25 protein-coding genes are annotated in these 22,619 nt (G+C 66.2%); 11 read left to right on the top strand and 14 right to left on the bottom strand.

Translation table 11 applies throughout. The annotated features are described in order from the left end of the window. Positions 1-1,033 (top strand): endonuclease NucS domain-containing protein (locus VMV28_00485; protein ID HUZ79091.1); only part of this gene is annotated, 1,033 nt, incomplete at its 5' end. 153 nt (positions 1,034-1,186) lie between these two features. Here VMV28_00485 and VMV28_00480 read toward each other — a convergent pair. The 3 genes from VMV28_00480 to VMV28_00470 form a co-directional block, all read right to left on the bottom strand. Continuing rightward, positions 1,187-2,566 (bottom strand): hypothetical protein, encoded by a 1,380-nt coding sequence (locus VMV28_00480; GenBank protein ID HUZ79090.1) that lies wholly within the window; start codon positions 2,564-2,566, stop codon positions 1,187-1,189. Between the two features lie 3 nt (positions 2,567-2,569). Continuing rightward, entirely contained in the window at positions 2,570-3,043 is a 474-nt protein-coding gene (locus tag VMV28_00475; GenBank protein ID HUZ79089.1) for a winged helix-turn-helix domain-containing protein, read from the bottom strand. A 214-nt stretch (positions 3,044-3,257) separates the two neighbouring features. Further along, entirely contained in the window at positions 3,258-3,464 is a 207-nt protein-coding gene (locus VMV28_00470; GenBank protein HUZ79088.1) for a hypothetical protein, read from the bottom strand. A 124-nt stretch (positions 3,465-3,588) separates the two neighbouring features. Between VMV28_00470 and VMV28_00465 the strand changes: the two genes are divergently transcribed. Further along, a complete protein-coding gene (locus tag VMV28_00465; protein ID HUZ79087.1) occupies positions 3,589-4,920 on the top strand; it encodes a transposase in 1,332 nt (443 codons plus the stop codon). Between the two features lie 52 nt (positions 4,921-4,972). Here VMV28_00465 and VMV28_00460 read toward each other — a convergent pair whose 3' ends face one another. Then, on the bottom strand, positions 4,973-5,830 hold the full coding sequence (locus VMV28_00460; GenBank protein ID HUZ79086.1) for a hypothetical protein: 858 nt from the start codon (positions 5,828-5,830) through the stop codon (positions 4,973-4,975). Positions 5,831-5,945: 115 nt separating this feature from the next. Here VMV28_00460 and VMV28_00455 point away from each other — a divergent pair, with 115 nt between their 5' ends. The 4 genes from VMV28_00455 (at position 5,946) to VMV28_00440 (ending at position 8,873) form a co-directional block, all read left to right on the top strand. Further along, positions 5,946-6,863 (top strand): hypothetical protein, encoded by a 918-nt coding sequence (locus tag VMV28_00455; GenBank protein ID HUZ79085.1) that lies wholly within the window; start codon positions 5,946-5,948, stop codon positions 6,861-6,863. 68 nt (positions 6,864-6,931) lie between these two features. Further along, on the top strand, positions 6,932-7,348 hold the full coding sequence (locus VMV28_00450) for a cobalamin B12-binding domain-containing protein (GenBank protein HUZ79084.1): 417 nt from the start codon (positions 6,932-6,934) through the stop codon (positions 7,346-7,348). After that, entirely contained in the window at positions 7,345-8,298 is a 954-nt protein-coding gene (gene meaB / locus VMV28_00445; GenBank protein ID HUZ79083.1) for a methylmalonyl Co-A mutase-associated GTPase MeaB, read from the top strand. The genes VMV28_00450 and meaB overlap by 4 nt, the downstream gene beginning before the upstream one ends. Positions 8,299-8,309: 11 nt before the next feature. Continuing rightward, complete coding sequence (locus VMV28_00440) at positions 8,310-8,873, top strand: hypothetical protein (GenBank protein ID HUZ79082.1); 564 nt, start codon at positions 8,310-8,312, stop codon at positions 8,871-8,873. On the opposite strand, the gene VMV28_00435 is transcribed toward VMV28_00440, so the two are convergent. The 6 genes from VMV28_00435 to VMV28_00410 all read right to left on the bottom strand — a co-directional run bounded on the left by VMV28_00435 (position 8,861) and on the right by VMV28_00410 (position 13,669). Continuing rightward, the gene (locus VMV28_00435; protein HUZ79081.1) at positions 8,861-8,992 is read right to left on the bottom strand and encodes a hypothetical protein; all 132 of its coding nucleotides are present in this window, start codon (positions 8,990-8,992) and stop codon (positions 8,861-8,863) included. The genes VMV28_00440 and VMV28_00435 overlap by 13 nt on opposite strands. A gap of 8 nt (positions 8,993-9,000) precedes the next feature. Further along, entirely contained in the window at positions 9,001-9,141 is a 141-nt protein-coding gene (locus VMV28_00430; GenBank protein HUZ79080.1) for a hypothetical protein, read from the bottom strand. A gap of 64 nt (positions 9,142-9,205) precedes the next feature. After that, positions 9,206-10,663, bottom strand: a complete 1,458-nt coding sequence (locus VMV28_00425) for a catalase (GenBank protein HUZ79079.1) — start codon at positions 10,661-10,663, stop codon at positions 9,206-9,208. Positions 10,664-10,755: 92 nt separating this feature from the next. Then, a complete protein-coding gene (locus VMV28_00420; GenBank protein ID HUZ79078.1) occupies positions 10,756-11,598 on the bottom strand; it encodes a hypothetical protein in 843 nt (280 codons plus the stop codon). Positions 11,599-11,622: 24 nt separating this feature from the next. Then, entirely contained in the window at positions 11,623-12,690 is a 1,068-nt protein-coding gene (locus VMV28_00415; GenBank protein ID HUZ79077.1) for a glycosyltransferase, read from the bottom strand. Between the two features lie 10 nt (positions 12,691-12,700). After that, on the bottom strand, positions 12,701-13,669 hold the full coding sequence (locus tag VMV28_00410) for an NAD-dependent epimerase/dehydratase family protein (GenBank protein HUZ79076.1): 969 nt from the start codon (positions 13,667-13,669) through the stop codon (positions 12,701-12,703). Positions 13,670-13,786: 117 nt separating this feature from the next. Here VMV28_00410 and VMV28_00405 point away from each other — a divergent pair, with 117 nt between their 5' ends. Beyond that, positions 13,787-14,305 (top strand): GNAT family protein, encoded by a 519-nt coding sequence (locus VMV28_00405; protein HUZ79075.1) that lies wholly within the window; start codon positions 13,787-13,789, stop codon positions 14,303-14,305. Here VMV28_00405 and VMV28_00400 read toward each other — a convergent pair. Further along, a complete protein-coding gene (locus tag VMV28_00400) occupies positions 14,268-15,020 on the bottom strand; it encodes an alanyl-tRNA editing protein (protein HUZ79074.1) in 753 nt (250 codons plus the stop codon). The two genes, VMV28_00405 and VMV28_00400, sit on opposite strands and share 38 nt — an antisense overlap. A gap of 100 nt (positions 15,021-15,120) precedes the next feature. On the opposite strand from VMV28_00400, the gene VMV28_00395 reads away from it, so the two are divergent. Together VMV28_00395 and VMV28_00390 are read left to right on the top strand one after the other, a co-directional pair. After that, positions 15,121-15,864: a DNA polymerase sliding clamp gene (locus tag VMV28_00395; protein ID HUZ79073.1), complete on the top strand. Its 744-nt coding sequence runs from the start codon at positions 15,121-15,123 to the stop codon at positions 15,862-15,864. A 60-nt stretch (positions 15,865-15,924) separates the two neighbouring features. Beyond that, positions 15,925-17,130 carry an acetyl-CoA C-acyltransferase gene (locus VMV28_00390; protein ID HUZ79072.1) on the top strand — a complete coding sequence of 402 codons (1,206 nt, stop codon included), beginning with the start codon at positions 15,925-15,927 and terminating at the stop codon, positions 17,128-17,130. Here VMV28_00390 and VMV28_00385 read toward each other — a convergent pair. Together VMV28_00385 and VMV28_00380 are read right to left on the bottom strand one after the other, a co-directional pair. Next, complete coding sequence (locus VMV28_00385) at positions 17,127-17,522, bottom strand: VOC family protein (protein ID HUZ79071.1); 396 nt, start codon at positions 17,520-17,522, stop codon at positions 17,127-17,129. The two genes, VMV28_00390 and VMV28_00385, sit on opposite strands and share 4 nt — an antisense overlap. Beyond that, positions 17,519-18,745 (bottom strand): class I tRNA ligase family protein, encoded by a 1,227-nt coding sequence (locus VMV28_00380; GenBank protein ID HUZ79070.1) that lies wholly within the window; start codon positions 18,743-18,745, stop codon positions 17,519-17,521. Before VMV28_00380 ends, VMV28_00385 begins: the two co-directional genes overlap by 4 nt. Before the next feature lie 16 nt (positions 18,746-18,761). On the opposite strand from VMV28_00380, the gene VMV28_00375 reads away from it, so the two are divergent. Both VMV28_00375 and VMV28_00370 read left to right on the top strand, forming a co-directional pair. Next, positions 18,762-19,097, top strand: coding sequence for an Lrp/AsnC ligand binding domain-containing protein (locus tag VMV28_00375; protein ID HUZ79069.1), 336 nt, complete (start codon positions 18,762-18,764; stop codon positions 19,095-19,097). A 54-nt stretch (positions 19,098-19,151) separates the two neighbouring features. Continuing rightward, positions 19,152-19,586 carry a peroxiredoxin gene (locus VMV28_00370; GenBank protein ID HUZ79068.1) on the top strand — a complete coding sequence of 145 codons (435 nt, stop codon included), beginning with the start codon at positions 19,152-19,154 and terminating at the stop codon, positions 19,584-19,586. Here the strand turns inward: VMV28_00370 and VMV28_00365 are convergent. Next, positions 19,583-22,603, bottom strand: a complete 3,021-nt coding sequence (locus tag VMV28_00365; protein ID HUZ79067.1) for an MMPL family transporter — start codon at positions 22,601-22,603, stop codon at positions 19,583-19,585. The genes VMV28_00370 and VMV28_00365 overlap by 4 nt on opposite strands. Between the last annotated feature and the right edge of the window lie 16 nt (positions 22,604-22,619).

The following is a 22,619-nucleotide window of genomic DNA, read 5'->3' as shown; positions in this document are numbered from 1 at the left end:
CTGGAATCTGTCTATTCGCGGAGAACAGTACAAGGAAATCCGGGTCTTCCCCTACGCCATCCTAATCGAGGTTCTACTCAATATTTCTGAAGGCATTACGGCCGAGGAATACAATCTCTTTGTCTGCCGTTCAGAGACCGAGGACTCTGCCAATAGAGTCTGCGAGCAAATCCGGAGGTGGCGGAGGCTTGACGAGAAGGCCCAAGGGCGGATCGTTCATTACCTCGATAGCGTTCCCACTCAATCTGCGCACACCGACGACGGGGTGTCCCTTTACACTCGCATTTCGCGATGCCAGCCGTACGCCTGGGCGTTATTCTCGTCCTCTGGCCGGTTCATCGAGCGGACTCGCCAATCCCTACGGATCGAAGAGGGCAAATCAGACCCTGCTAGACAAAGGCTGACCCAGCACCATCAGACCGCCACGTTCATTCGATTCGAGAATGAGAAGGAGTGGTTCTCTTACTACGGCGACATTGGCGTAGAGAATTCGTACAACACCGCGATGACCATCTACGAGGCAAGGTACGACGTTCCCCGGGCAGTCGAAGCGCTGCAAGCCGCGCGAAGCCGGGCACTCGTGGACGCTGCCCTAACCGACGAGAGCTACGTCCAGACCCTGGTTCACGAGAAGGTAATCGAAGACATCCTGGAGCACCGGCTCACCCTTTTGGAGCCCGGTCTGACGCTCCATGCCGAAGGAGATGCGACAGGTCGCCAATTCCAGACGGAGCGGGGAATCATCGACCTCCTCGCCCGTGATCCTCAGGGTAACTGGGTCGTGATTGAGTTGAAGCGAGAACGCGCCGGGGACAAGGTGATGGGTCAGACCTTGAGGTACATCGGGTGGGTTAAGGACAACCGAAGGGAGGCGAGCCAGGTGGTCCGAGGTATCATTGTCGGAAAGCAGATCGACCGTAACCTTATTTCGGCGGCGAGAGGGGTCGACCCGTTGCCTATCCGACTCTGCGAATTCGATTTCCGGCTGAGGGTCGAAACAAAGTACCCGCCGCCGGTAGTGGCCACGAGTTAGGTAGCCCGAGCAAGCTGTCCCATTCTACGAGGGTACGCGGCTCGGCCCACCGGGTGATCCGGGCCGACCATCGGCCGTGATGAATTCGAGTTCGTTGTTCTGTGCCAAGTCGGGGGGTTCAGTGGGCCGGTCAGATGTCCTGTTACCCTACACCTAAGCCCATGAGCCTATCGTCGAATCGTCTGACTTGCCAAGTAACGCCTTTCCTGGGCGGGTGTTTGTCTGATTGTTAAGTTCGCGCTCTCTCAGGTCGTTAAGGACTTCCTGCACGGCCGTGTTGTACGGTTTGCTGAAGTCGATTCGATACCGGTCGTATGGACCGCCCCTGAGGCTCGGAGGGACTTCCTTAGGGAACTTCCCTGCCGGGTCCTCCAGCGTCCAGTTCTGGTCCCTGACGTTGCGGTACCTAAGTAGAACGTAGTTCCAAGGTCCGCCAAGAACCTTGCCATACTTTGCTTCTCGAACTCGCTTCTTGGTCGTGCGGGTCTTCTTCTTCGGAGACCGCATAATCGGGTAGGTTCGATGCATGGTCATCCCCATCCCATAGGTCGAGAAGGCCGCGCCCAAATCTAGGAACGTCGGTCCGACGGGGCCGGTGTCGCTAACGATGGCAAAGCGGCCGAGTGAGCTGGCAATCCCGATCACTCTGGCCGAGAAATCCTTCGCAGTTCGGATCGCAGGAGCTCCCTCAACCGCGATTGCTCCGATGTCGATGAAAGCAAGGTGGACACCAATGTAGCCGTACTCCGACCCAGCCATAGCAAGGCGAAGCCGGTCTAGAGATCGCTGTAGGAGTTCCGGTCGCCCAAGAGCGCTCGGGTGGACGTGCAGTGAGTACAGGGGACGGATGGCAGGACTCGAACCTGCCGGTGGTTTCATCAGCGCCGAGGCGGCCGCGTTCAATTCGAACTGCAGGTCCGCGCTCTTGCCTAATTCCTCGTGGAGCGCAGGGACAGGCGGGGCCAGCAGCGAGATTCGAACGTTCTCCCCGCGAGAGAGTAGGTCACCGACCAAGGTCGGATACAGGTTGGACTTAGCAAGTTTGCGCCAAAACGCTCCATCGCTGATGACGTTCTCTCCGGCCATCTTCGACCAGTCGAGCTCGCCTTCCTCCAGAGGCGGGTCCTTCAAGCGCAACCGGACCACGGCCGCGCCAGTGACACTGCTGTCAGAGAGGGCTTTTAGGCCAGCAACATTCGGCGCGGAGAAAAGCTCCGGTGGCAGGTATCCGAGGGATGGGTGCGTCCTAAGGAGCGTTTCTGGGTCTAGCCAACCCGCCGTATCCGAGTCCACCAAAAGCCTCTGACGTAGCCTCAATCGCATCGATTCCGATTGAACAAGGTTTAGCTCGATTGGTACACCAGGTTCGAGGAACCCGCACCGGAGAATCGCTTCGGCATCCTCAATCTTTCTCAAGGATGGGATGGCGCGCCCCACGGAAACTTGTTCGAACCTTGGTCCCCATAGGGAGGACCCGGTGATGCTGTCACCGACGCGCTGCCGAACGCTGAGAGTTCTCAGTATGGCCTGCATGATCTACGTTGCTCTCCCCGATTCGTAGGACTCGTAACGCTGCTTCAGTTCGGCCAGTAGTGCGCAGAGGTCGTCCACCGATTCATAGTCGATGAAGATAGCCCCCTCTACTCGCTCACCATCAAGCAAGGAGAACCGACGCTCCTGGATTTGGACAGCAGGGCCCGAGCGACTCTCTTGCACTGTCACGCGGTAGGTTTTCCCGCGAAGTTCCCTCTGGACCTCAAGGTACTGATGAATTATCTTGCCGTTAGGATACCAGATGAGGATGCGCTTCTGGGTGTGACTCCTCGAGTACACCTCGCGCTCTTTCTCTAGCTCCGCAAGAATCCGTTTCACGGTTGGCACGGAGAGCCCGGTTGCCTTCGCAACCTCGCCAGTACTGATTCCATCCGGCGACGCCTTGACTGCTTGGACAATCTTCTTGCGGTGCAGTTGCGGGCCGAGGTCTTGTAGTGGCTCGTCCGAGCGACCCACAAAGTCATGCGCAGTGAGATTTGTTGGCACCAATCGAGAACCCATATCGAATTCGGAAATGCAACGCATATATTTAATAGATGTGTCTCCTAAGCACGGATTGGCAGTTTCAGTTGACGGTATGGGTACTGAAATCGGGGCTACAGGTGACGATTCGCGGTCGGAAGGGAACCAACCATCGCGGAGCGGAAAGCCCCGGTTCGCCTCGGGCGACTCAGCTACGCTTAGACGACTTCTCAGGCGGCTCCACCGATACCGTTACGCGGCCGGCCTTGAGGTCCAACGTCCAGAGGAGGACGCCGCCAGGCTTCGCTTCGAGTGCCGTAGCGATGCCCTCCGGGATCGTCACTCTGACCGATGGTGAGCCTTCGCGGGCGAGCAGTATCGGCGACCTGAAAGTTCCCGGCATGGATTCTCCCATCACCCTCACGGGCGGACGACTACATAACTATAGCCTATGGGTGGACATTCCCGTAGACAACGCACTTAAATACTCCCGAGACTGTAGGTTACACGTAGGCTACGGGTGGGGGAGGAAGGAACAGATGGCGGCGATGGCGGAGACGATGGGCGCACTTCAGATGGACGCAGAGCGAACCGAGAAGGGGCGGCAGATCGCCGCCACCCCCGGAGCGGTCGAGGAGGTCAACGACGGGGTATTCCTCGTGAAGTCCCAAAGCGGCCCCGGTGCTTACCGAGTCTCGGTGGGAGTCGGAAGCGTCGCGTGTAACTGCCCAGATTTCGCTAAGCGCAACCTACCCTGCAAGCATGCGGCCTCGGTTCGGTTCTACCTTGAGAAGCAGACCATCCTACCGTCCGGCGAGGTCCAGAGTGAGCGGGTCCCCGTAAGTTATCCCCAAGCGTGGGCGGCGTACGACCGCGCCCAGATGGAGGAAGTTCGGCTCTTCGACGTGCTTCTACGGGACCTTGTGGCGGGAGTTCCGGAGCCGGAGCGCGATCCTCGCCGTGCCGGCCGGCACCCCATCCCGCTCGCGGACCAACTCTTCTGCGCCGTGCAGAAGGTCTACTCCCAACTCTCCTGCCGCCGCGCCCACTCCCTCTTCGGGTTCGCGGTGGAGCGCGGCCAGCTTCCGAAGGTCCCTCACTACACCCTCTCATCCGAGGCGTTGAACCGCCCGGAATTGACCCCGGTCCTTGAGGAGCTAGTCACCCGCTCCGCGTTCCCGCTCGCGGCTCTCGAAGGAGGCTTCGCTCCCGACTCCACCGGAATCCGCACGACTTCGTTCGGTGCGTGGATGGAGGATAAGCACGGGGACGCCCGGGAGCACATATGGCTCAAGGCCCACGCGCTCGCCGGCGTCAAGACGCATGTTATCGTTCGGGCCTCGGTCACCGGGAAGAATGGCGGAGACAACCCCGAGTTCGCGCCCTTGGTTCGGCAGGCCGCTCAAGCCGGCTTCCCGCTCAAGGAGGTATACGCGGATAAGGCGTACTCCTCCCGGGCGAACTACGCGCTCGCTCAAGAGATAGGGTTCGACCTCTACGTGCCCTTCAAGTCGAGCGCAAAGCCGCGCCCGGCCGCTCGCGGACACAAGGGGCCGGAAGCCCACTCCGAGCTTTGGCGGAAGGCGTTCTTCTTCTTCCAACTGCACCGTGACGAGTTCGAGGTCAAGTACCACGCCCGGTCGAATGTGGAGTCGGTGTTCTCCGCGCTCAAGCGGAAGTTCGGTGAGACGCTCCGATCCCGGACACCGACCGCTCAGACGAACGAACTGCTGGCCAAGATTCTGGCCTACAACCTGACCGTGGTGATTCACGAGATTTTCGAGCACGGGATCGTGCCGGATTTCCTTCGCGGCACGACATCCTCCAAAATCGATGCCGCGACGCGCGTAGGAGAATCAGGACGGCCGTAGGACAATCGAGTTCTGACGAGAGATTGCCCTACAAAGCCCGCCGGAGAATGACCTATGGGATCGGCCCGGACGAGCAGGTGACCGTCCCTGTGCTGCCCGGCATGACCGGGGTTCCCGTGGACGCGTACTCGGTCACGTTGAACTGCAGGCCGGTGGTAGTGGCGTTCGAGCTCAAGGGACAGGTGGAGTACGTCACGACCCAGAAGGCGAGCGGCCCGGCGGCGGCGATCGCGTACACCCGCTCGGCGCCGGGATGGGCGATGAGGAACGCGGTACCTCCGGCCGCGTTGGCCGAGGCCGCCGCGGTCGGCGAATCCACGACATTTCCTGGCAGGGAACTCAGAAGCGCAAAGTTCGCCGCGCACGATCCGGAGATCGTGAACAGGTTGGTCGCGATCGAGTTGGTCACCAAGGTCACGAGCGCGGTGAGCAAGGGATTGGTGGAGATGAAAGCCCAGGCTCCTGCGCTCCCCGGAGCCGCGTGGGTCGGCGTCGCAGGGAACGTGACCGAGGTCGGAGGAGTTCCCTGCCAGGCAAAGATGCATCCCGAGGTGGCGAACTGGCTCGAGATGTTGGCCGCCGACTCCGTTACGTTGGAGGTGAGGGCGATCCCCACCCCCGCCACGATCATCCAGGGTCCCCCGGAGGCTCCCTGGGCTATCGAGGACGCCGCTCCGAGCGCGGAGGAGTACGGGGGGCTCGTCGAGGTGCCGGGGGTGGTCCCGGGAGAGAAGACCCCGAGCCAGAACAACCCACCGACGACCAGCATCGCGACGATCACCATCGCCCCGACGGCGGTCCACCGCGCGCGGCGGCGCGACAGGCCGGGAGGCGGGGCAGGGGGACCGAACGCGTCCATGTCGGGAGTCCCGGAGACCGGCGGGGGAGTCGCGAGCGGGGGTCCGGACATGGGTGCTCGACGATAGTTACGGGGGTCACGATAAAAGCGGAACGGCACGCAAGAGTTGCCGGCGCGTCCCTCGGTTTAAGAGCCGGGTCCTAGGTCGGGGACGGTAGGAGATGAGGTGACGGACACGTCGAGCATCCTCGTCGGCCTAGAGATCCTCGCCCTCGTGATCGGTCTCGGACTCGCGGCGGGCTGGGACGCCCGGTCGCGAGAGGTGCCGGATCGGCTTTGGCAGATCGTCGGTCTTATCGGCGCAGCGATCGGGGCGAGCCTCGTGGCGGGCTCGGGGCTCGGTCCCGTCCTTCTCTGGCTGCTCGTGGCGGGGTTTGCGCTCCAGCACCTCTTCCCCTGGGATGAGCGATGGAGCGGTGGATCGAGCCGACTGCCGGAGTTGTTCGAGGTATCCCTGTACGTGGGGACCGGCGTCGTTTTGCTCGCCGCGGGGTGGGCGTACGGACTCGGTGCGGGCGGCATCCCGGTCGCTGCGATCGCGGTGTACGCGGCCGTGCTGCTGGCGCGGGGCCTGTTCGAGGCGCGAGTCCTGTATGGAGGGGCGGATGCGAAGGCGGTGATCACCGTCGCAGTGCTCCTCCCGCTCTGGTCGACGCCTCTTCTCGCGCAGACAACGACCCTGACCGCGCTGTTGCAGGTGACTCCGTTCGCACTGACTGCCCTCATCAATGGGGCGGTGCTCGCGCTCGCCGTTCCGATATGGCTCGCGATCCGCAACGCGCGCCGCGGGGAGTTCTCCTTCGCGAGAGGATTCCTCGGAACGTCGATCCCAACCGACGAGCTCTCCCTACGCTTCGTTTGGCTGCACGAGCCGAAGCTCGAGCGGGGAGCACCCCCGATGGAACTCGACACCGCGGCCGAAGATCACCAGCTGCGGGCCGAGCAGGCCGCGGAGCTCCACGCGCGGGGAGTCGCACGGGTCTGGGTCACCCCGCAGGTCCCGCTCGTTCTGTTCTTCGCGCTCGGCGCCGGGCTCGCCCTCCTCCTCGGCAACGTCCTCCTCGATCTGGCCGCCCTTCTCTGAAACTGCCCGAACTGGGGGCGGCAAGCCCTTTTTATGGGGGGGCTCTCCCACGCGAGGGAGGCGAGCGCATGGTCCGTCAGGTGAAGCAGCCTCCGATCCGGGTCCTGATCGCCAAGCCCGGGTTGGACGGGCACGACCGAGGGGCCAAGATCGTCGCCCGAGCCCTGCGGGACGCGGGCATGGAAGTGATCTACGCCGGGCTCCGGCAGACCCCGGAGGCGATCGTTCAGGCCGCAATCGAGGAGGATGTCGACCTGGTCGGCGTCTCGATCCTGTCCGGGGCGCACATGGCGCTCATCCCTCGGATCGTCCAGCTCCTGAAGAAAGAGAAGGCCAGCGACATCCCCGTATTTGCCGGGGGAATCATTCCGGACGAGGATGCCCGCCGGCTGAAGAAGCTCGGAGTCCGGGCGATCTTCGGACCCGGTGCGTCGCTGGAAGAGATCGTGACGACGGCACGCACGCTCGCCGGCCGTTCGACATGAAAGGCACGGCACGGCTTCCGAAGGCGGCCCGGGACGTTCGCCGCGGGGACCGTCGGGCCCTCGCGCGGCTGATCACGGCCGTGGAGAACGGCGACCGCAGCGCCGAACCGACGCTGCGCGCGCTCTACCCGTTCACCGGCCGCGCCCACGTCATCGGCATCACCGGCCCGCTCGGCGTCGGAAAATCCTCGGTGATCAACGAGCTCATCGCGCATCTGCGGGGCCTCGGCCGGACGGTGGCGGTCCTCGCGGTCGATCCCTCGAGCCCGTTCTCGGGCGGATCGGTCCTGGGGGACCGGATCCGTCTCGATCGCGCGCCGGAGGATTCCGGAGTCTTCATCCGCTCGATGGCGAGCCGTGGACACGCCGGTGGGGTCGCGATCGCGACCCGGGCGAGCGTGCGCCTTCTCGAAGCGGCGGGTTTCGAGATCGTCCTCGTGGAGACCGTCGGGAGCGGCCAGGTCGACGTGGAGATCCGGGACGTCGCGACGACGAGCGTGGTCGTTCTCGTCCCGCACCTGGGGGACGAGGTCCAGACGATGAAGGCCGGCCTCTTCGAGATCGCGGACGTCTTCTGCGTGAACAAGTCCGATCTTCCCGGAGCGGAACGCGCCGAGAAGCACCTCACCGACCTCGCCGGGACCGGCCGGCCTCGGGACGGGTGGACGGCCCGCATCGTCGCGACGTCGACCTCGCCGCCCCGCGGGATCGATTGGCTCTGGGAGGCGATCGCCGCCCACGAAGCGTTCCTCGATGCGGGCGGCCGCCGGAGCGAGGAGGAGCGCCGCCGGCTCGCGAAGGAGATTGCCGGCCGGGTGCGCGACCGGGTCGGAGAACGGATCCTCGAGGATCCTGCCCTGCGCGGGCTGGTCGACCGTGTGCTCGCGCGCACGCTTGATCCCGAAACCGCGGCTCGCAAGCTGTACGCCGAGCGCTTCCCGTCCCGCTAGCGGTCGCCGAGATGGCCGACGCGTTACCGTGGGCCGCGATCTTCGTGGCGATCGGAGCGGGCGCGGTGATCTACTTCTTCCTGGGTTCCTTCCTGTTCGGGGCGGGATATGAGCCCACCGGCCGGGCGCGGGTCGGCGCGCTCCTCGAACTCGCCGAGATCGGCCCCACGGACACCGTCTACGAGCTCGGGGCGGGCACCGGGGCGATCGCGATGCGCGCCGCGGAAGAGCGCGGGGCGCGGGTCGTGGCGATCGAGATCGATCCGCTGCGCGCCGGGATTCTGGCCCTCCGACGCATGCGGAGCCCCGCGCGCCGGCGGATCACGGTGCGCCGCGAGAACCTCTTCCGCACGGATCTCACCGGCGCGACGGTCGTCACCACCTTCCTCTGGCCCTCGGCGATGACCCGTCTGAGCCCCCGGCTCGAACGCGAGCTCGCACCGGGGAGCCGGATCGTTACTCACTATCACCCGCTCATCGGTTGGATACCGGACGCGGTGGACCTGGAGCACCGGATCTATCTCTACCGCATCCCAGAGCGAGCCGGGTGCCCCGCGCCCGCTCAGAACGGGTGAAAGGTGAACCAGAAGGCCGCGCCTACCGCGAAGATCGCCGCGACGATGATGCCTGCGACGATCCAACCCATGTTCGGGTTGTAGTCGTCCTCGGGACCCGGTTCGGTCGTCTCGCCCATCCGCACCCCTACGGGCTCCCCGGGATCCACGTCCCGATGTAGCCCTTGGAGCCAAGATAAATGAGCAGGGCTGCGACGATGATCCCCGCCGCGAACGTCCCATAAAGGAACGGACGAGAGATCTGGTGCGTCTCGCCCGGTTCGGCCACGACGCAATCAAACCGAGGGGGTTTTTCCCCCCTCGGTTCGTTCCGCTCCCCGGGAGTCCGGGATCTAGCGCTTCGCGGGTTTCTCGAGACCCAGGGCGCGAGCCACGCCGAGGCCGTAGTCCGGGTCGGCGCGCGTGAACTGCGCGATCTGCCGCAGCTGGATCTCCTTCGGTACCGTGGCCATCGATCGTGCGATGGTCCCGATCAAGCGCTCGCGCTCCTCCGGGCCCATCAGCCGAAACAGATCCCCCGCCTGAGAGTAGTCCTCGTTGCCCACGTGGTGATCGTAGCGATCAGCATCGCCCGAGATCCGCAGCGGGGGTTCCTTGAGCGTCGGGTCGCCCACGGGGCCGCCGAAGCTATTGGGCTCGTAGTTGGGCGATCCGCCTCCGTTCTCGTCGAAGCGGGTCTGGCCGTCCCGGTGGTAGGAGTTCACCGGAGCCAGCGGCCGGTTGATGGGGAGGGCCACGTAGTTGATCCCGATCCGATAGCGATGCGCGTCGGCGTAGGACAATAGTCGCGCCTGGAGCATCTTGTCTGGAGAGGCGCCCATCCCGGGGATAAGGTTCGCCGGCTCGAAGGCCGCCTGCTCCACTTCGGCGAAGTAGTTCGCTGGGTTCCGGTTGAGCTCGAGGATCCCCACCTCCTGGACGGGGTAGTCCCTGTGCGGCCAGACCTTCGTCAGGTCGAACGGGTGGATGGGGTACGTCTCCGCCCCCTTCTCGGGCATGATCTGGATCTGGACCTTCCACTTCGGGTACTCCTTACGCTCGATCGCGTCGTAGAGGTCCGCCCGGTGGAAGTCCGGGGCCGAGCCCGCGAGCTCGACGCCCTGCGCGTCCGTCAGGATGCGGTTTCCCTGCATCGTCTTGAAATGCCACTTCACCCAGAACCGCTCGCCCTTCTCGTTCCACAGGCTGTAGGTGTGGGAGGAGTAGCCGTTCATGTTCCGCCACGTGGCGGGGATCCCCCGGTCGCCCATCAGGATCGTCACCTGGTGGAGCGACTCCGGGGAGAGCGACCAGAAGTCCCACTGCATCGTGGGATCGCGCCGTCCGGTCTCGGGGTGACGTTTCTGGCTGTGGATGAAATCCTGGAACTTCAGCGGGTCGCGAACGAAGAATACCGGGGTGTTGTTTCCCACGAGGTCCCAGTTCCCCTCTTCCGTGTAGAACTTCATCGCGAAGCCCCGCGGATCCCGCGCCGTATCCGCCGAGCCCTGTTCTCCCGCGACGGTGCTGAAGCGCACGAACGCCGGGCAGGAGTTGCCGGCCTTCTGGAACAGCTTCGCCCGCGTGTACCTCGCGAGGGAACGTGTGACCGTGAGCGTGCCGTGGGCGCCACCCCCCTTCGCGTGGACCACCCGCTCCGGGACGCGCTCCCGGTTGAAGTGGGCCATTCGCTCGAACAGCTCGTGATCGCTCATCAGCACGGGGCCCCGCGGGCCGGCCGTGAGGCTGTTCTCGTTGTCGGCTACGGGAATCCCCGCAGCGGTGGTCATCGTCTTGCGCTTCTGTGCCATCCTCGACCTCGCACGCCCGCTGGGCGTTGCCCTCGTCAGGGTCGGACGCTATATCCCGCCATCGGGCCCCGAGGCCGTACTCGGGCCGGGCTCTACGCGGACTTCGGCGAGTGCGTGTGGGAGTGCGCCGGGGTCCCCTTTTCCGGGGCCTCGGCCGTGGGTTCGATCGCTGCCGCCGGAACCGGCGTCTCGGTGGACGCCGCTTTCGGGGTCACGTACTCCTCGATGAGCTTGACGGAATGGGCTTCGAGCTGTGTGCGGAGATGGTCGACGACGCGAGGCTTCGCACCGAACCAGGCCACATCGAACTTGGTGCGATCGGGGATCGTGAGGACGATCGACTTGCCGTGAACCTCGACCTGGAACTCCTTGGAGTGTCCGTATTCCAGCTCGATTAGCGCGCGGACCTGCTCGACAGCTCCCTCGATGCGGCCGACGATTCTGAACTTCGCGCGGACCTTGCGTCCGGCGAACGGTGGGTTGAAATCGACCCGGACCCGGGCCTGCGTGAGCGTAACGACCCGTCCCCGACGGCCGCGGATGGTGAGGACGGTGCCGATGTCGAGCTCGGCGTCCTCGCGCCGCATCTCGGGGAGGCGTTGGACCTCGCCCATCGAGAACAGTTCGATGAGGTTCGGGTCCCGCTCGCCGAAGGCGTCCGCGGGAGCGAACTCCCGCTCGAACTCCTCGCCGATCTGGGCGTTCTCGAGGACCTTCTCGATTCCCGCAGGGAAGTATTCTCCCCCGATGAGGTGCGGCCGCGGGCCGAATGTTCGGCCGCTCGGCAGGGTCCCGGTCGCCTTCTGCACGACCTCCTCGCTCGTCGCATCGATGAGATCGGTGCGGCCACCGCCCTCGGCCCAAAGCTCGTACTCGAGTTGCACGAGCTCTCCGGACTTGATAGGCGCCGACGATTCCGATGCGTGGGGGGACATCTCCGCGCCGAGGGCGCATGCCGTTTAAGGTTTGCCCGACGCCGGAGGGTCGGCCGCGGTCGCCCCGGCGCCCGGCCGTCGTCCGCTCCAACCGAATCGGAGCCAGCCCCGGGCCGCTCCCCATAGGGTCGCCCATCGGCGGAGGATCTCGAACGCCCGATATCGCATCCCGGGATAGGTCCGATCCCAAGCGAACCCCTGGGCCGTGAGCCCGAGCGCGAGGAGGCCCAGTCCGATCGCACCGATGCCGAGCAGGATCTCCCCCATCGGTCGAGTCGGCCCCGGTACGAGGAGGATCGCCCCGAGAACGGTGAGCCCGGGCAGAACCACATACGGCGCGAGGCGCAATCCCGACGCTTCGTAGGTGCTGCTCCGCCGTCGCCACAGGGCGAACCCGCCGAACGCGTAGCGCGATTGCTTGCGCAAGAGCCTCCAGGAGGTCAGGTCCGAAAAGTCGTGCTCGACGTACGCTTCTGGGACGTACGCGGCCGTCCAGCCGGCCTCGAGGGTCCGAACGGCCATGTCGTGGTCCTCGTTGCCCGCGCCGAGAGAGAGGGTCGTGTCGAGCGGACCGCACCGATCGAAGACCGCCATGCGCCACGCCGAGTTTCCCATCGGGAGAGCGTGGGGGTGGCGACGGGCGACCACATCGTAGAAGCGGCGCAGGTACCCGTCGTAGTACCGGACCCCGGGGCCACGGGCCGAACCTGCGAGAGCGGGCGTCGGGCCCCCTGTGAAGCCGACCGCAGGGTCGGAGAACGGCGCGAGCAGATGCGCGAGCCAGTCGGCGGGGGCGATCTCGTCGGCGTCCAGGAAGGCCACGAACTCCGAATCGACCCGGGCGAGCGCGGTGTTCCGGCTCTGTGCGACCGAACCCGGGGCATCCAGCCACTGGACGCGCGGATCGGAGCGGGCGATCTCCTCGACGACCCGCCGGATTCCGCCGGAGGGGCCGCCTCCGTCGTCGATGACGATCGTGGCGATCGCATGATGCTGCGATCGTAGGCTCTCGATCGCTCTCCGGACGCGAGGATCGTTCAGGACCGTGACGATGACCGTCACTTCCCCGGGAGCGCGAGGGCGTCCGGCCATCGGCGAGTCCTTAGCGCCCGAGCCCCCGGGCGAGCGCAACCTCGGCGATCGTCCGATCGACCGCGGTGGCGCTGGTGTACGAGGGGTGCCAGCCGAGGGCACTCGCACGGTCGATGCTCAGGAGCAACTGGGGAACGTCGCCGGCCCAGCCCTGGGACCCTCCGGTGAACTCGATCCGGGCCTTCTCGCCGTGGGCGCGCACCACCTTTTCCGCGATCTCCCGCACCGAAATGCGATCGAGGGTCCCGAGGTTGTAGATGTTCACCTTCGCGTCCGCGCGGTCGGCGACGAGGAGCATTCCGGCCACGCAGTCCTCGGTGCGCAGGTAGCTCTTTGCCTGACGTCCATCGCCGAGGACCTCCAGGCGACGGGGGTCCTTCTTCAGCTTCTCGAAGAAATCGAAGATCACGCCGTGGTTCATCCGGGCGTCGATGATGTTCGCGAGACGGAAGATGTACGATTGCAGACCGTAGGAGTGGGCGTACGCGCTGAACAGTCCTTCCGCCGCCAGCTTGGAGGCGCCGTAGAGCGACTGCGGTTCCAGCGGGCCGTAGCTCTCCGGCGTGGGAAAGACGGTCGGCAAGCCGTAGATCACGCACGAGGAGGTGAGGTACGCCCGCGGGACCGCGTGGCGGCGAGCGGCGTCGATCACGTGGAACGACGCAATGGTGCCCTGCTCCAGATCGATCTCCGGCCGGCTCGTGCCCAACCGGATGTCCCGGTTCGCAGCCAGGTGCCAGACGGCTTCGGCCCCATCGAACTGCGACTCCCAGGTCTTCGGTTCCCTCAGGTCCGCCTGGAGGATGGAGAGGCGAGGCTCCGACGCGGGATCCGGCAGATCACTTCTCTGTCCGGAAGAGAGGTTGTCGATGACCCGGACCTCGTGGCCGCGGTGAAGCAGGGCGCGGACGAGCACTTGGCCGATCGCACCGGCGCCGCCCGTTACGACGACCGGACCTCGAGACGCCGACGGCCCCATGGCACTCATCGGCGAGGAGGGTGTACATATAAGAGGGCCGCAGATGAGAGCCCGGCCGGCGCCGGCCGCCGTTCCGACCGGACCGAGGGAAGGGTGCTCGAAGGGTCTCAGGTCCGCTTGCGTCCACCGACCGCCCAGGACGCAGCGCTCCTATTCGAATGGTACCAGGATCCGGAGCTCGTCGCGCCGTTCGACCGGTACGAGCCCGACACGGTCGACGCGTTCGCGGCCGGACTCGCCGGCGCGGCCGGAGACCCCGGCTCGCTCTATCCGCGGTACGCCGTGGAACTCCGGGCGACGGGGACCATCGTGGGGTGTGTCGGCTGGTACCGGGCGCATCCGGTCCTGGAGTACATCGACGTGTGGTACCTGCTCGGAGACCCTGCCCAACGCGGAAAGGGAGTTGGGCGCGAGGCCGTGCAGATCCTGGTGACCGAGCTGTTCCGAACCCAGACCGTCCAGAGGATCGGGGCGACCTGTGACGTGGAGAACGTTCCCTCGGCCCGACTCCTGGAGCGGATCGGGTTCCGGCGGGAGGGATCGCTGCGGGGCGCACTATTCCACCACGCGCGGTGGCACGATGTCTACGTCTACGGCGTCACGCGCTCGGAGTGGCCGTCTCCTCCAAAAGCGTGAACGTGAGGCGGCAGCCCCCTCCGGCGAGGGGAACCGGGTCGCGGATCGCGATCCGGCCGATCTCGCCGGTCGATCGAACATGGGTGCCCCCACACGGACAGGCGTCGATTCCGTCGATCTCGATCACGCGCACGGGATCGATGTGCGCGGCGAGACGCACGAGGCCGGATCGGGCGGAGGGGTGCAGGTCCCACTCGGCCCTCGGCACGTGGCGGATCCGTACGGACCGGGGGTGCGAGAGCGCTTCGGCCGCGTCCTCCGCGAGCTCCGGAAGTAGGTCCGCCGTTACCGTTCCCTCCAGATCGAGGATCCCTTCTCGGCCCCCGAGCTTCGCCTTCTGGGTTCGAATGTTGGCCCGGGCGAAGATCCGGGCGCTGAGGAAGTGCTGAGCGGTGTGCAGGCGCATGTGGCGATAGCGCCGGTCGAAGTCGAGGACCCCCTCCACCTTGGTGCCGACGGCGAGATCGGCGAACGCCTCGGGAGTACCCCGCACCCTGTGGACCACGGCGGATCCGCTCTTGGTGACGTCCACCACATCCACGGTGCGCCCGGACGGGGCGCGGAGGAGGCCGCGGTCCGCGGGCTGACCGCCCCCGACCGCGTAGAAGTACGTGCGGTCGAGCACGACCGCTCCGGGGGGACGCGCTTGGATCCGCGCGCGGAACGTGCGTACGTAGGCGGCGTCGCTGCTGTCGAGATAGGCGAGCTCGGTCACGCCGCTCGCACGCGCGCGAGCGCAAAAACCACGTCGGCCGCCTCGCCGGTGGGCAACCTATAAAGAGGTGATACACGTAGTCGCGGCCCAGGGTTTTCCCATGTTCAAGGCGCGCATCCGCACCGAGGTCCTCCGCGAGCTCGTCGAGGTCGTTTCGACCCTCGTCTCGGAGGTCAAGCTCACGATCTCCAAGGACGGTCTCGAGGTCAAGGCGGTCGATCCGTCCCACGTCGCCATGCTAGTGCTCAAGCTCGACAAGGGCGCCTTCGAGGAGTTCACCGGCGAGCCTACCGAGATTGGCGTCGACATCGAGAAACTGAAGGATGTGCTCCGGCTCTCCAAGCCGAACGACATCCTCGACCTCCAGTACGACGGGGGCAAGAGCCGCCTCGTCGTCAAGGTCGGGAAGGTCACCCGGCACATGTCCGTGATCGATCCCGCTGGGATCGCCGACCCCAAGGTGCCGAACGTGAGCCCGCCGGCGGTCGCGGTGGTCCGTATGGAGGAGATCCGCCAGGGGATCCGGGGAAGCGAGAGCATCTCCGATCACGTCACCATCGCCGTTGACCCGGAGAAGTTCAGCCTCTACTCGGAAGCGGAGACCGACCGGGTCGATCTCGATCTGGTCAAGGGCGGTCCGGGGCTGTCCCGACTCGAGGTCAAGGAGCCAGTGAAGAGCATGTACCCGCTCGATTTCTTCAGTTCGATGATGAAGTCCATCACCTCTGCCGAGGAGGTCACCCTCCACGTTGGGAACGAGTACCCGCTCAAGATCGAATTCACCGTCGCGGGCGGCAAGGGCTCCGGCCGGTTCCTGCTTGCTCCGCGGGTCGAGGAAGACTAGGCCCGAATTCAGCGCCGTCACGCGACGGCGTTAAGCCGCGTGTCGAATGGCGGAGGTCCCATGTCGAGCGCGGTAGATCGGACGGTCGCGATCGTCGGCGCGATCCGCACCCCGATCGGGAGATACGGCGGCTCGCTCCGCGAGCTCTCGGCGGTCCAGCTCGGCACCGTGGCGGCCCGTTCGGCGATCGGAAAGAGCGGCATCCCGCCCGCCGACATCGAGGAGGTACTCTATGGGCACTGCATCCAGGCCGGTGCCGGCCAGAACCCGGCGCGGCAGGTCCTGCGGGGAGCGGGTATCCCCGATAGTTCCGGCGCCAGCACGATCAACATGGTCTGCGGCTCGGGCATGAAAGCGCTGCATCTCGGGTACTCGGAGATCCGGTCCGGGGCGGCCGGCCGGGTCCTGGTGGGCGGGATGGAAAGCATGTCGCGCGCTCCGTTCCTCGTCGACGGTGAGGTCCGTTGGGGGATCAAGTACGGAAACCGACCGTTCGTCGACGCGATGCGCAACGACGCGCTCACCGACGCCTACGGCGAGCACGAAGAGATGGGACTGACCGGTGAGCGGATCGCCCGCAAGCTCGGTCTCTCGCGCGTCGAGATCGACGCTTTCGGGCTGAGAAGCCACGAACGGGCGCTGCGCGCCACCCGCGACGGCACCTTCGCATCGGAGATCGTTGCCGTGCCACCGGGGATCACACCTCGGTCACCCGGACTCGACCACGACGAAGGTCCCCGGGCGGACACGTCGATGGTTGCGCTCTCTCGGCTCAAGCCCGCGTTCCGCCCCGACGGGGTCCTCACGGCGGGGAGCTCCTCCTCACTCGCGGACGGCGGTGCCGCGCTCGTGCTCGCGAGCGCGCACGAGGTGGAGCACCGCAGGCTGAAACCGCTCGCGTGGATCCATTCGATCTGCGTCTCGGGCGTCGACCCATCGGACGTGATGGAGTCCCCGATCCCCACCGTAGGCAAGCACCTCGCGGCGACCGGGTTCGCGCCGGAGGAATTCGATCGGGTCGAGCACAACGAGGCATTCGCGTCGGCGTCGATCGCCGTGATGCGCGCGTTCGGGTTCACCGAGCGTCAGTTCAACGTCCACGGAGGCGCCATCGCGCTCGGGCACCCGATCGGCATGAGCGGCGCCCGAATCGTGATCACGCTCGTCCACGAGATGGTCCGCTCGAACACCTCGCTCGGCCTCGCCACCCTGTGCATGGGCGGCGGGAACGGCCTCAGTGTGATCGTCGATCGGCGCGGGCTCTAACCCGGAAGAGCGGGGAGCGGACTCTGGACCTCGATCCAGTTGCCGTCCGGGTCCGTCACGAACCCGATCAGGTACGGGACCTCGATCCACGGAGCGATCGCGACCTGGGCGCCTAGTCGCAGAAGCCGATCCCACACGGCCCGGAGATCCGGGACCTCAACTCCGAGGTGATCCAGCCCTTCACCGGGGACGAAGGGCGTGGCATAGCGGTTGCCGGGAGGATACCAGTTCAGTTCGAGCGCCTGCCGGCTTTCTGGGTCCTCGAGCTGCACGAACCGCCCGCCGTGGTTCATCGATCCGCGGCCCGTCTCGACGAGGCCAAGGCCCTCCCGGTAGAACGTTACCGAGCGATCGAGATCGGTCACCCGAATGCCCACGTAGCGTAGCGTCATCGGGTACCCAATAGCTCAAGGCCCGTCAGGCGCTCCACCCGCTCGTAGGCCGCGCGCACCGCTGAACGATCGCCCGCACGCGCGTACGGCCGAGGCGCTCGGCCGAGGGCATCGGTCCATCGGCGGATCCGCTCGAAGGCGCGGTCGACTCCCAGGTTCGTCTCGATCGACCGCGCCACTTCGCTCGCGAAGCGCGACGCCTGCGCCGCCGATACGGTGCCGCTCGCACCGCCGGCGACGGAGCGTCCGATCCTGCGGCGTATCTCCCGGTATGCCGCCCGGGCCCGTCCCGCATCGCGATCGGACCAGTCGAGCGGATCGGCATAGGGCCGGCTAAGCAGGTACCATCGGAGCGCGGACGCGCCGTATTCGCGCGTCGCAGGCCCGAGGGAGACGAGGTTCCCGACCGACTTCGACATCTTCGAGCCCCCGTCGCGCACGAAACCGAAGTGCATGAACCCGCGCGCGAACGGAGTGCCCTCGAGCGCGAGGGCGATCTCGTTCTGCGCGTAGTGATGGGGAAAGACGAGGTCCTTCCCGCCGCCTTGGTAGTCCACCGGGACACCCAGGTGGTGTAGGGCCATCGCGTAGCACTCGAGGTGCCAGCCCGGCACTCCCCGCCCCCAGGGACTCGACCAGGTCGGTACGGGAGCCTCCTGACGTCTCCAGATCATGAAATCCCTAGGATCGGGGCGCGTGCCGCGGTCCCCTCCGTTTGGCTCCCGGACCGCGTGGCGCGCCACGTCCGCGGCCAGCTTGAAATTGCGTCGGGTATGGCTCGCCGGTGGCGAGTACCACCAGCTGTCGCCGCGACGCTCGACGTAGCCGCGTCGCTCGAGCTGCCGGCCGATACGGACCATCCGAGGCACCCACGCGCTCGCCCGGGGGGCGAAGGTCGGAGGAAGGATGTGGAGGGCATCGAGCTCGCGAAAAAACCGACGCTCTTCCTGGCGCGCCAGTCCCATGGGGGTCATCCCGAGCTCGCGGGCGCGCTCGTCGATCTTGTCTTCCACGTCCGTGACGTTCATCACGTGACGCGTCCGGACCCCGGCGTCGCGCAGGTACCGGCGGACGATGTCGAACGCGAGGTAGGTACGGCCGTGGCCGACGTGGGCGGGGGCGTAGACGGTCGGGCCGCAGACGTACGCGGCGACGTACGGCCGCCCGTGCGGCCGGAGCCGAACGCTCCGCTCGGTAAGGGTGTCGAGGTACTCGAACGCCATGCGCGAGGCGAGCGGCGTGAGCGGGAAGATAGCGCTTTGGGACGGACCGTACCGTAGCGGTCGGCTCGTTAGCTTGAAGAGCGGTATCGAACCTACGGCTACGGTCGACCGCCCCATGGAAACGCTCTACCTGCTCATCGAGATCGAGGTCGGACGTCTGGACGAGGTCCTCGCGCGGCTCCGGGCGATCCCCCACGTGGTGGAAGTGCAGGCCGTCACGGGCCCGTTCGACCTGATCGCCAAGGTCCAGGCCGAGCACATCAACGAGGCGCTGGACGTCGTCATCGGGAAGATCCGTCGGATCCCGGGCATCAAAGGCACCGAGACGCTGGTGACGGTATCCGCCGGGTGAGCGGCGCGGCCCCTCCCTCCTAAATATCCGGTGGGCGCTCCGAGGGTCGGTACCATGGTCGAAGCAGGTCAGCCCGCGCCGGACTTCCAAGAGAAACTTCAGGACGGCTCGTCCTTCCGCCTCTCCTCGCTCCGAGGGAAGCCGGTGGTGCTCTACTTCTATCCGAAGGCCGACACCCCCGGATGCACGATCGAGGCGAAGGGGTTCCGCGACCACTACGCCGAGTTCCAGAAGGCGGGGGTCCAGATCGTGGGCGTCAGCACCGATGACTGCCCGGATCAGCAGGCGTTCGCGACGAAGTACAGCCTGCCGTTCCCGCTGGTGGCCGATTACGGGAAGAGGGTGGCGAAAGCCTACGGGGTGCTCCGGCCCATCGGGACCGCGAAGCGCGTGACGTTCTTCATCAACCCGGACGGTGCGATCGCGGAGGTCGTGGACGTCTCGGGCGCCGAGCAGCACGTCGAGCGCGCGCGCGCCCGCTACCTCTAGTTCGTCGGCGGCTCGGTCGCCCGGCCGATGTCCGAAGTCCTCGACGCCGCCACCGGCTCGGGCCCGCGGCGGCGGATCTCCCAAACGCGGTCCCCGAGGAGGTGGAGCGCCGCCGGGACGAGGTAGGTCCGGATCACCATCGCGTCGAGCACGACGGCGACCGCTACCGAGAACCCGATCGCCACGAGCAGCGCGAAGCTCCCGAACATCAGGGTCGCGAACGCGCTCGCGAGGATGATGGCGGCGGCCGTGATGATCCCGCCCGTGCGCGCCACACCCTCCACCGCCGCGTTGGTCGAAGAACGTCCCCGCAAGCGCTCCTCGCGCACGCGCGTCAACAGGAAGATGTTGTAGTCGATTCCGAGGCCCAAGATTAGGATGAACAGGACCGTGGGCACGAAGAAGAACAATGCGATGCCGAAGATCCGCCCCAGCACGAGGTAGGTGATCGCCCACGACCAGATGATCGACAGACCGATCGTCGCCACGGCCATGATCGGGATGATCCAGGACCTCAGCACGACGAACAGCACAACGATCAGCCCGATCGCCACCGCGATGACCATGCGCTCGGTCGCGAGCGCCGTCTGGGAGGCGAGATCGCTCGTCGTGGGGGCCGCTCCGCCAAAGGCGACCTCTGTAACATCGGAGTGGGCGATCTGGTACGTCGAGAACGACGACTCGACCGACTGGATCGCCGAGATGGCGTTCGCCGACAAGCCGCTCACGCCGGTCTGAAGCGTGAGCAGCACGGTCCGTCCGTCGGCGCCCACGTACGCGCCGAGCAGGGCGTGCAGGTTCTGCTGCGTAGCAATCGGAGCGGTCGAGTAGTTCTCCCACGTGGAGAGAGGAGCTCCCCAGGGACCCACCGGGGATTGCACTTGAGCGATCCCGCCGGTCGACTGCGCGATGGCCGTTAACGAAGCGATCTCGGAGAATTCTCGGGCGTTCGTGTGGTTCCCTACGATCAGCGGGGCGGAGAACGACACGAGGGTGTACGACGGGAACGCGAACCCGGGTCCATAGTGGGCGCCCAGTGTCTGGAGCCCCTGCACGGCCGGTTGGCTCGACGGAAGCTGGTCGTAGTAGTCGTACGACAACGGCACGGCCAGCGCGACCAGGATGAGGGGGATCGACAGCAGCAGGATGACCCCCACGATCGTCCACGGCCGGCGTTGGGTGAGCCGAGCGGCGCGGTAGAAGTACGTCCGCTCCCCGGCGATGCGGGCGTTCTGCGTGGCCGCCTGCGTGCGGAAGCGGTTCCCCGTCGCCGGCCAGAAAACCCTCGGTCCGACCAGCACGAGCAGCGCGGGCGTCAGCGTGAGCGACGCCATCATCGTGATGAGGATCGCGACCGAGAGCACGGAACCCCACTGGCTCAGGAGGGCGACCCCGCTGAAGGCGAGGGCGAGCGTGGCGATGATCGCGGTCGAGCCACTGGTGGCCACGCTCTGGCCCGCCCACGTCAGCGCCGTGACCACCGCGTCCTTGGACGCGCGGCCGGCGACGAGCTCCTCTCGGTACCGGGCGATGAGGAAGATCGAGTAATCGGTCCCGACCCCGAGGACGAAGACCTCCTCGAGCGTCAGGGCCGAGGTATCGACGTGCGTGATGAACGTGCCGATGAGCACCGTGCTGCCGAGACTGAGCACGAGCGCGATCGCGAGCCCCACGAACGCCGTGAGGGGCGTGATCGGGGCGCGAAAGTACAGCGCCGTGATCCCCATCAACAGGATTACGGTGATCGGGAGCACGAGGCCGAGCGACTCGTTCAGGATGGTCTGCTGGGCGAGATCGAGGGCGGAGGTGCCCGTCTGCTCGAAGGAGATCGCCCGCGAAGGATCGGCCGCGGCGAGGGCCCCGGGCACGATACGGTTGATCTCGTTGATATCGTCGTAGACGGGCTTGGCCCCGCCGACGGTGAAGCCGTCGTCGACGGAGAAGAAGACGACGATCAGGCCCGCGGTCCCCGCCGGATTGACGAACTCGGCCGAGATCGAATGGGGGATCGGGAGCGGCTCCGCGTAGTACGAGGAGTTCGCGACCGTCGCGTTCGCCCACGCCGTCGCGACCGCCGGCGACGAGATCCCCCGAGGGAACTCCGTCCAGACGATGACGACCCACTTCGGAGGCAGTCCGAGCGAGGGACTGAGGACGTTCGCGGCGGTCGTTCGCACGCTCGCGTAGGCGGTGTAGTTCTCCACGCCGAGCGATCCGAGCGTGACGTTCGCCAGATTCTGGGCCGCGGGATTACCGGGGAAGAGCGGAACGATGAGCGGAGCGACGTTCGAACGAACGGTCCGGTCGGTGCACGCTTCGACCGTCGGCGGATCCCGGGCACAGTTCGCGGTTCCGTTGAACCCGGCAACGGAACTTCCGTACCCCTCGTAGAACGCGCGGAGAACCTCGAGAGCGGCGGTCTGGTTCACGAGCGCGGCGCTCGTCTCGCGGTAGGCGATCGGGTTGGCCGATGCGGGCGGAGTGCGGTTCGCGACCAGCCCCTCCCACGTCCCGAGGAAGAGGGCGGGCGGGCCCCACAGGAGCGCGGAGGAGAGGTTGACGGCGGGCAGCAGCGTCGGGATCGAGCTCTGGACCACCCCGCTTGCGATCTGGGCCTGCCCGCCGAGGTAGGTCGCGTACGCGCTGTAGACGTTGGAGATCTCGGAAACGTACGTCAATTTCGGATCCGCCCCGAGCGATTCGCTCACGGCGAGGATCGAGGTCTGGGCGTTGGTATCGGTCATGTTCCCGGCGGTGAACAGGAGGTACGTGGAGGCGCCTCCGGATTGGTTCGGGAAGAGCTGGGCGAGCTCCTGGTTGGCCATCGAGCTCGGGGCGCTCGAGGGTAGCGAGGTGGTCGAGTTCGTGGTGACCGATCCAAGGAGTGGGAGGAACGGCACCGCCACGATCAACAGCACGACCCAGAAGGCGATCGGGTACCACGGATGACGGACGACCCAGCGACCGAGGGCTGCGAAGATCCTCGGCCCCCGGCCATGGAGCGTCGGGTCCGCCACGGGCCGGTTCGAGCGG

Source organism: Thermoplasmata archaeon (genome assembly GCA_035532555.1).
Taxonomy (GTDB): domain Archaea; phylum Thermoplasmatota; class Thermoplasmata; order Lutacidiplasmatales; family UBA184; genus Lutacidiplasma.
This window is presented reverse-complemented; position numbering and strand designations above follow the sequence as displayed.

Coding starts and splice junctions, on each gene's coding strand:
- VMV28_00420 (HUZ79078.1), bottom strand. CDS start 11,598: ATGTCCCCCCACGCATCGGAATCGTCGGCGCCTATCAAGTCCGGAGAG.
- VMV28_00415 (HUZ79077.1), bottom strand. CDS start 12,690: ATGGCCGGACGCCCTCGCGCTCCCGGGGAAGTGACGGTCATCGTCACG.
- VMV28_00410 (HUZ79076.1), bottom strand. CDS start 13,669: ATGGGGCCGTCGGCGTCTCGAGGTCCGGTCGTCGTAACGGGCGGCGCC.
- VMV28_00465 (HUZ79087.1), top strand. CDS start 3,589: ATGGCGGCGATGGCGGAGACGATGGGCGCACTTCAGATGGACGCAGAG.
- VMV28_00470 (HUZ79088.1), bottom strand. CDS start 3,464: ATGGGAGAATCCATGCCGGGAACTTTCAGGTCGCCGATACTGCTCGCC.
- VMV28_00390 (HUZ79072.1), top strand. CDS start 15,925: ATGTCGAGCGCGGTAGATCGGACGGTCGCGATCGTCGGCGCGATCCGC.
- VMV28_00425 (HUZ79079.1), bottom strand. CDS start 10,663: ATGGCACAGAAGCGCAAGACGATGACCACCGCTGCGGGGATTCCCGTA.
- VMV28_00480 (HUZ79090.1), bottom strand. CDS start 2,566: ATGCAGGCCATACTGAGAACTCTCAGCGTTCGGCAGCGCGTCGGTGAC.
- VMV28_00450 (HUZ79084.1), top strand. CDS start 6,932: ATGGTCCGTCAGGTGAAGCAGCCTCCGATCCGGGTCCTGATCGCCAAG.
- VMV28_00395 (HUZ79073.1), top strand. CDS start 15,121: ATGTTCAAGGCGCGCATCCGCACCGAGGTCCTCCGCGAGCTCGTCGAG.
- meaB (HUZ79083.1), top strand. CDS start 7,345: ATGAAAGGCACGGCACGGCTTCCGAAGGCGGCCCGGGACGTTCGCCGC.
- VMV28_00385 (HUZ79071.1), bottom strand. CDS start 17,522: ATGACGCTACGCTACGTGGGCATTCGGGTGACCGATCTCGATCGCTCG.
- VMV28_00460 (HUZ79086.1), bottom strand. CDS start 5,830: ATGTCCGGACCCCCGCTCGCGACTCCCCCGCCGGTCTCCGGGACTCCC.
- VMV28_00435 (HUZ79081.1), bottom strand. CDS start 8,992: ATGGGCGAGACGACCGAACCGGGTCCCGAGGACGACTACAACCCGAAC.
- VMV28_00370 (HUZ79068.1), top strand. CDS start 19,152: ATGGTCGAAGCAGGTCAGCCCGCGCCGGACTTCCAAGAGAAACTTCAG.
- VMV28_00440 (HUZ79082.1), top strand. CDS start 8,310: ATGGCCGACGCGTTACCGTGGGCCGCGATCTTCGTGGCGATCGGAGCG.
- VMV28_00380 (HUZ79070.1), bottom strand. CDS start 18,745: ATGGCGTTCGAGTACCTCGACACCCTTACCGAGCGGAGCGTTCGGCTC.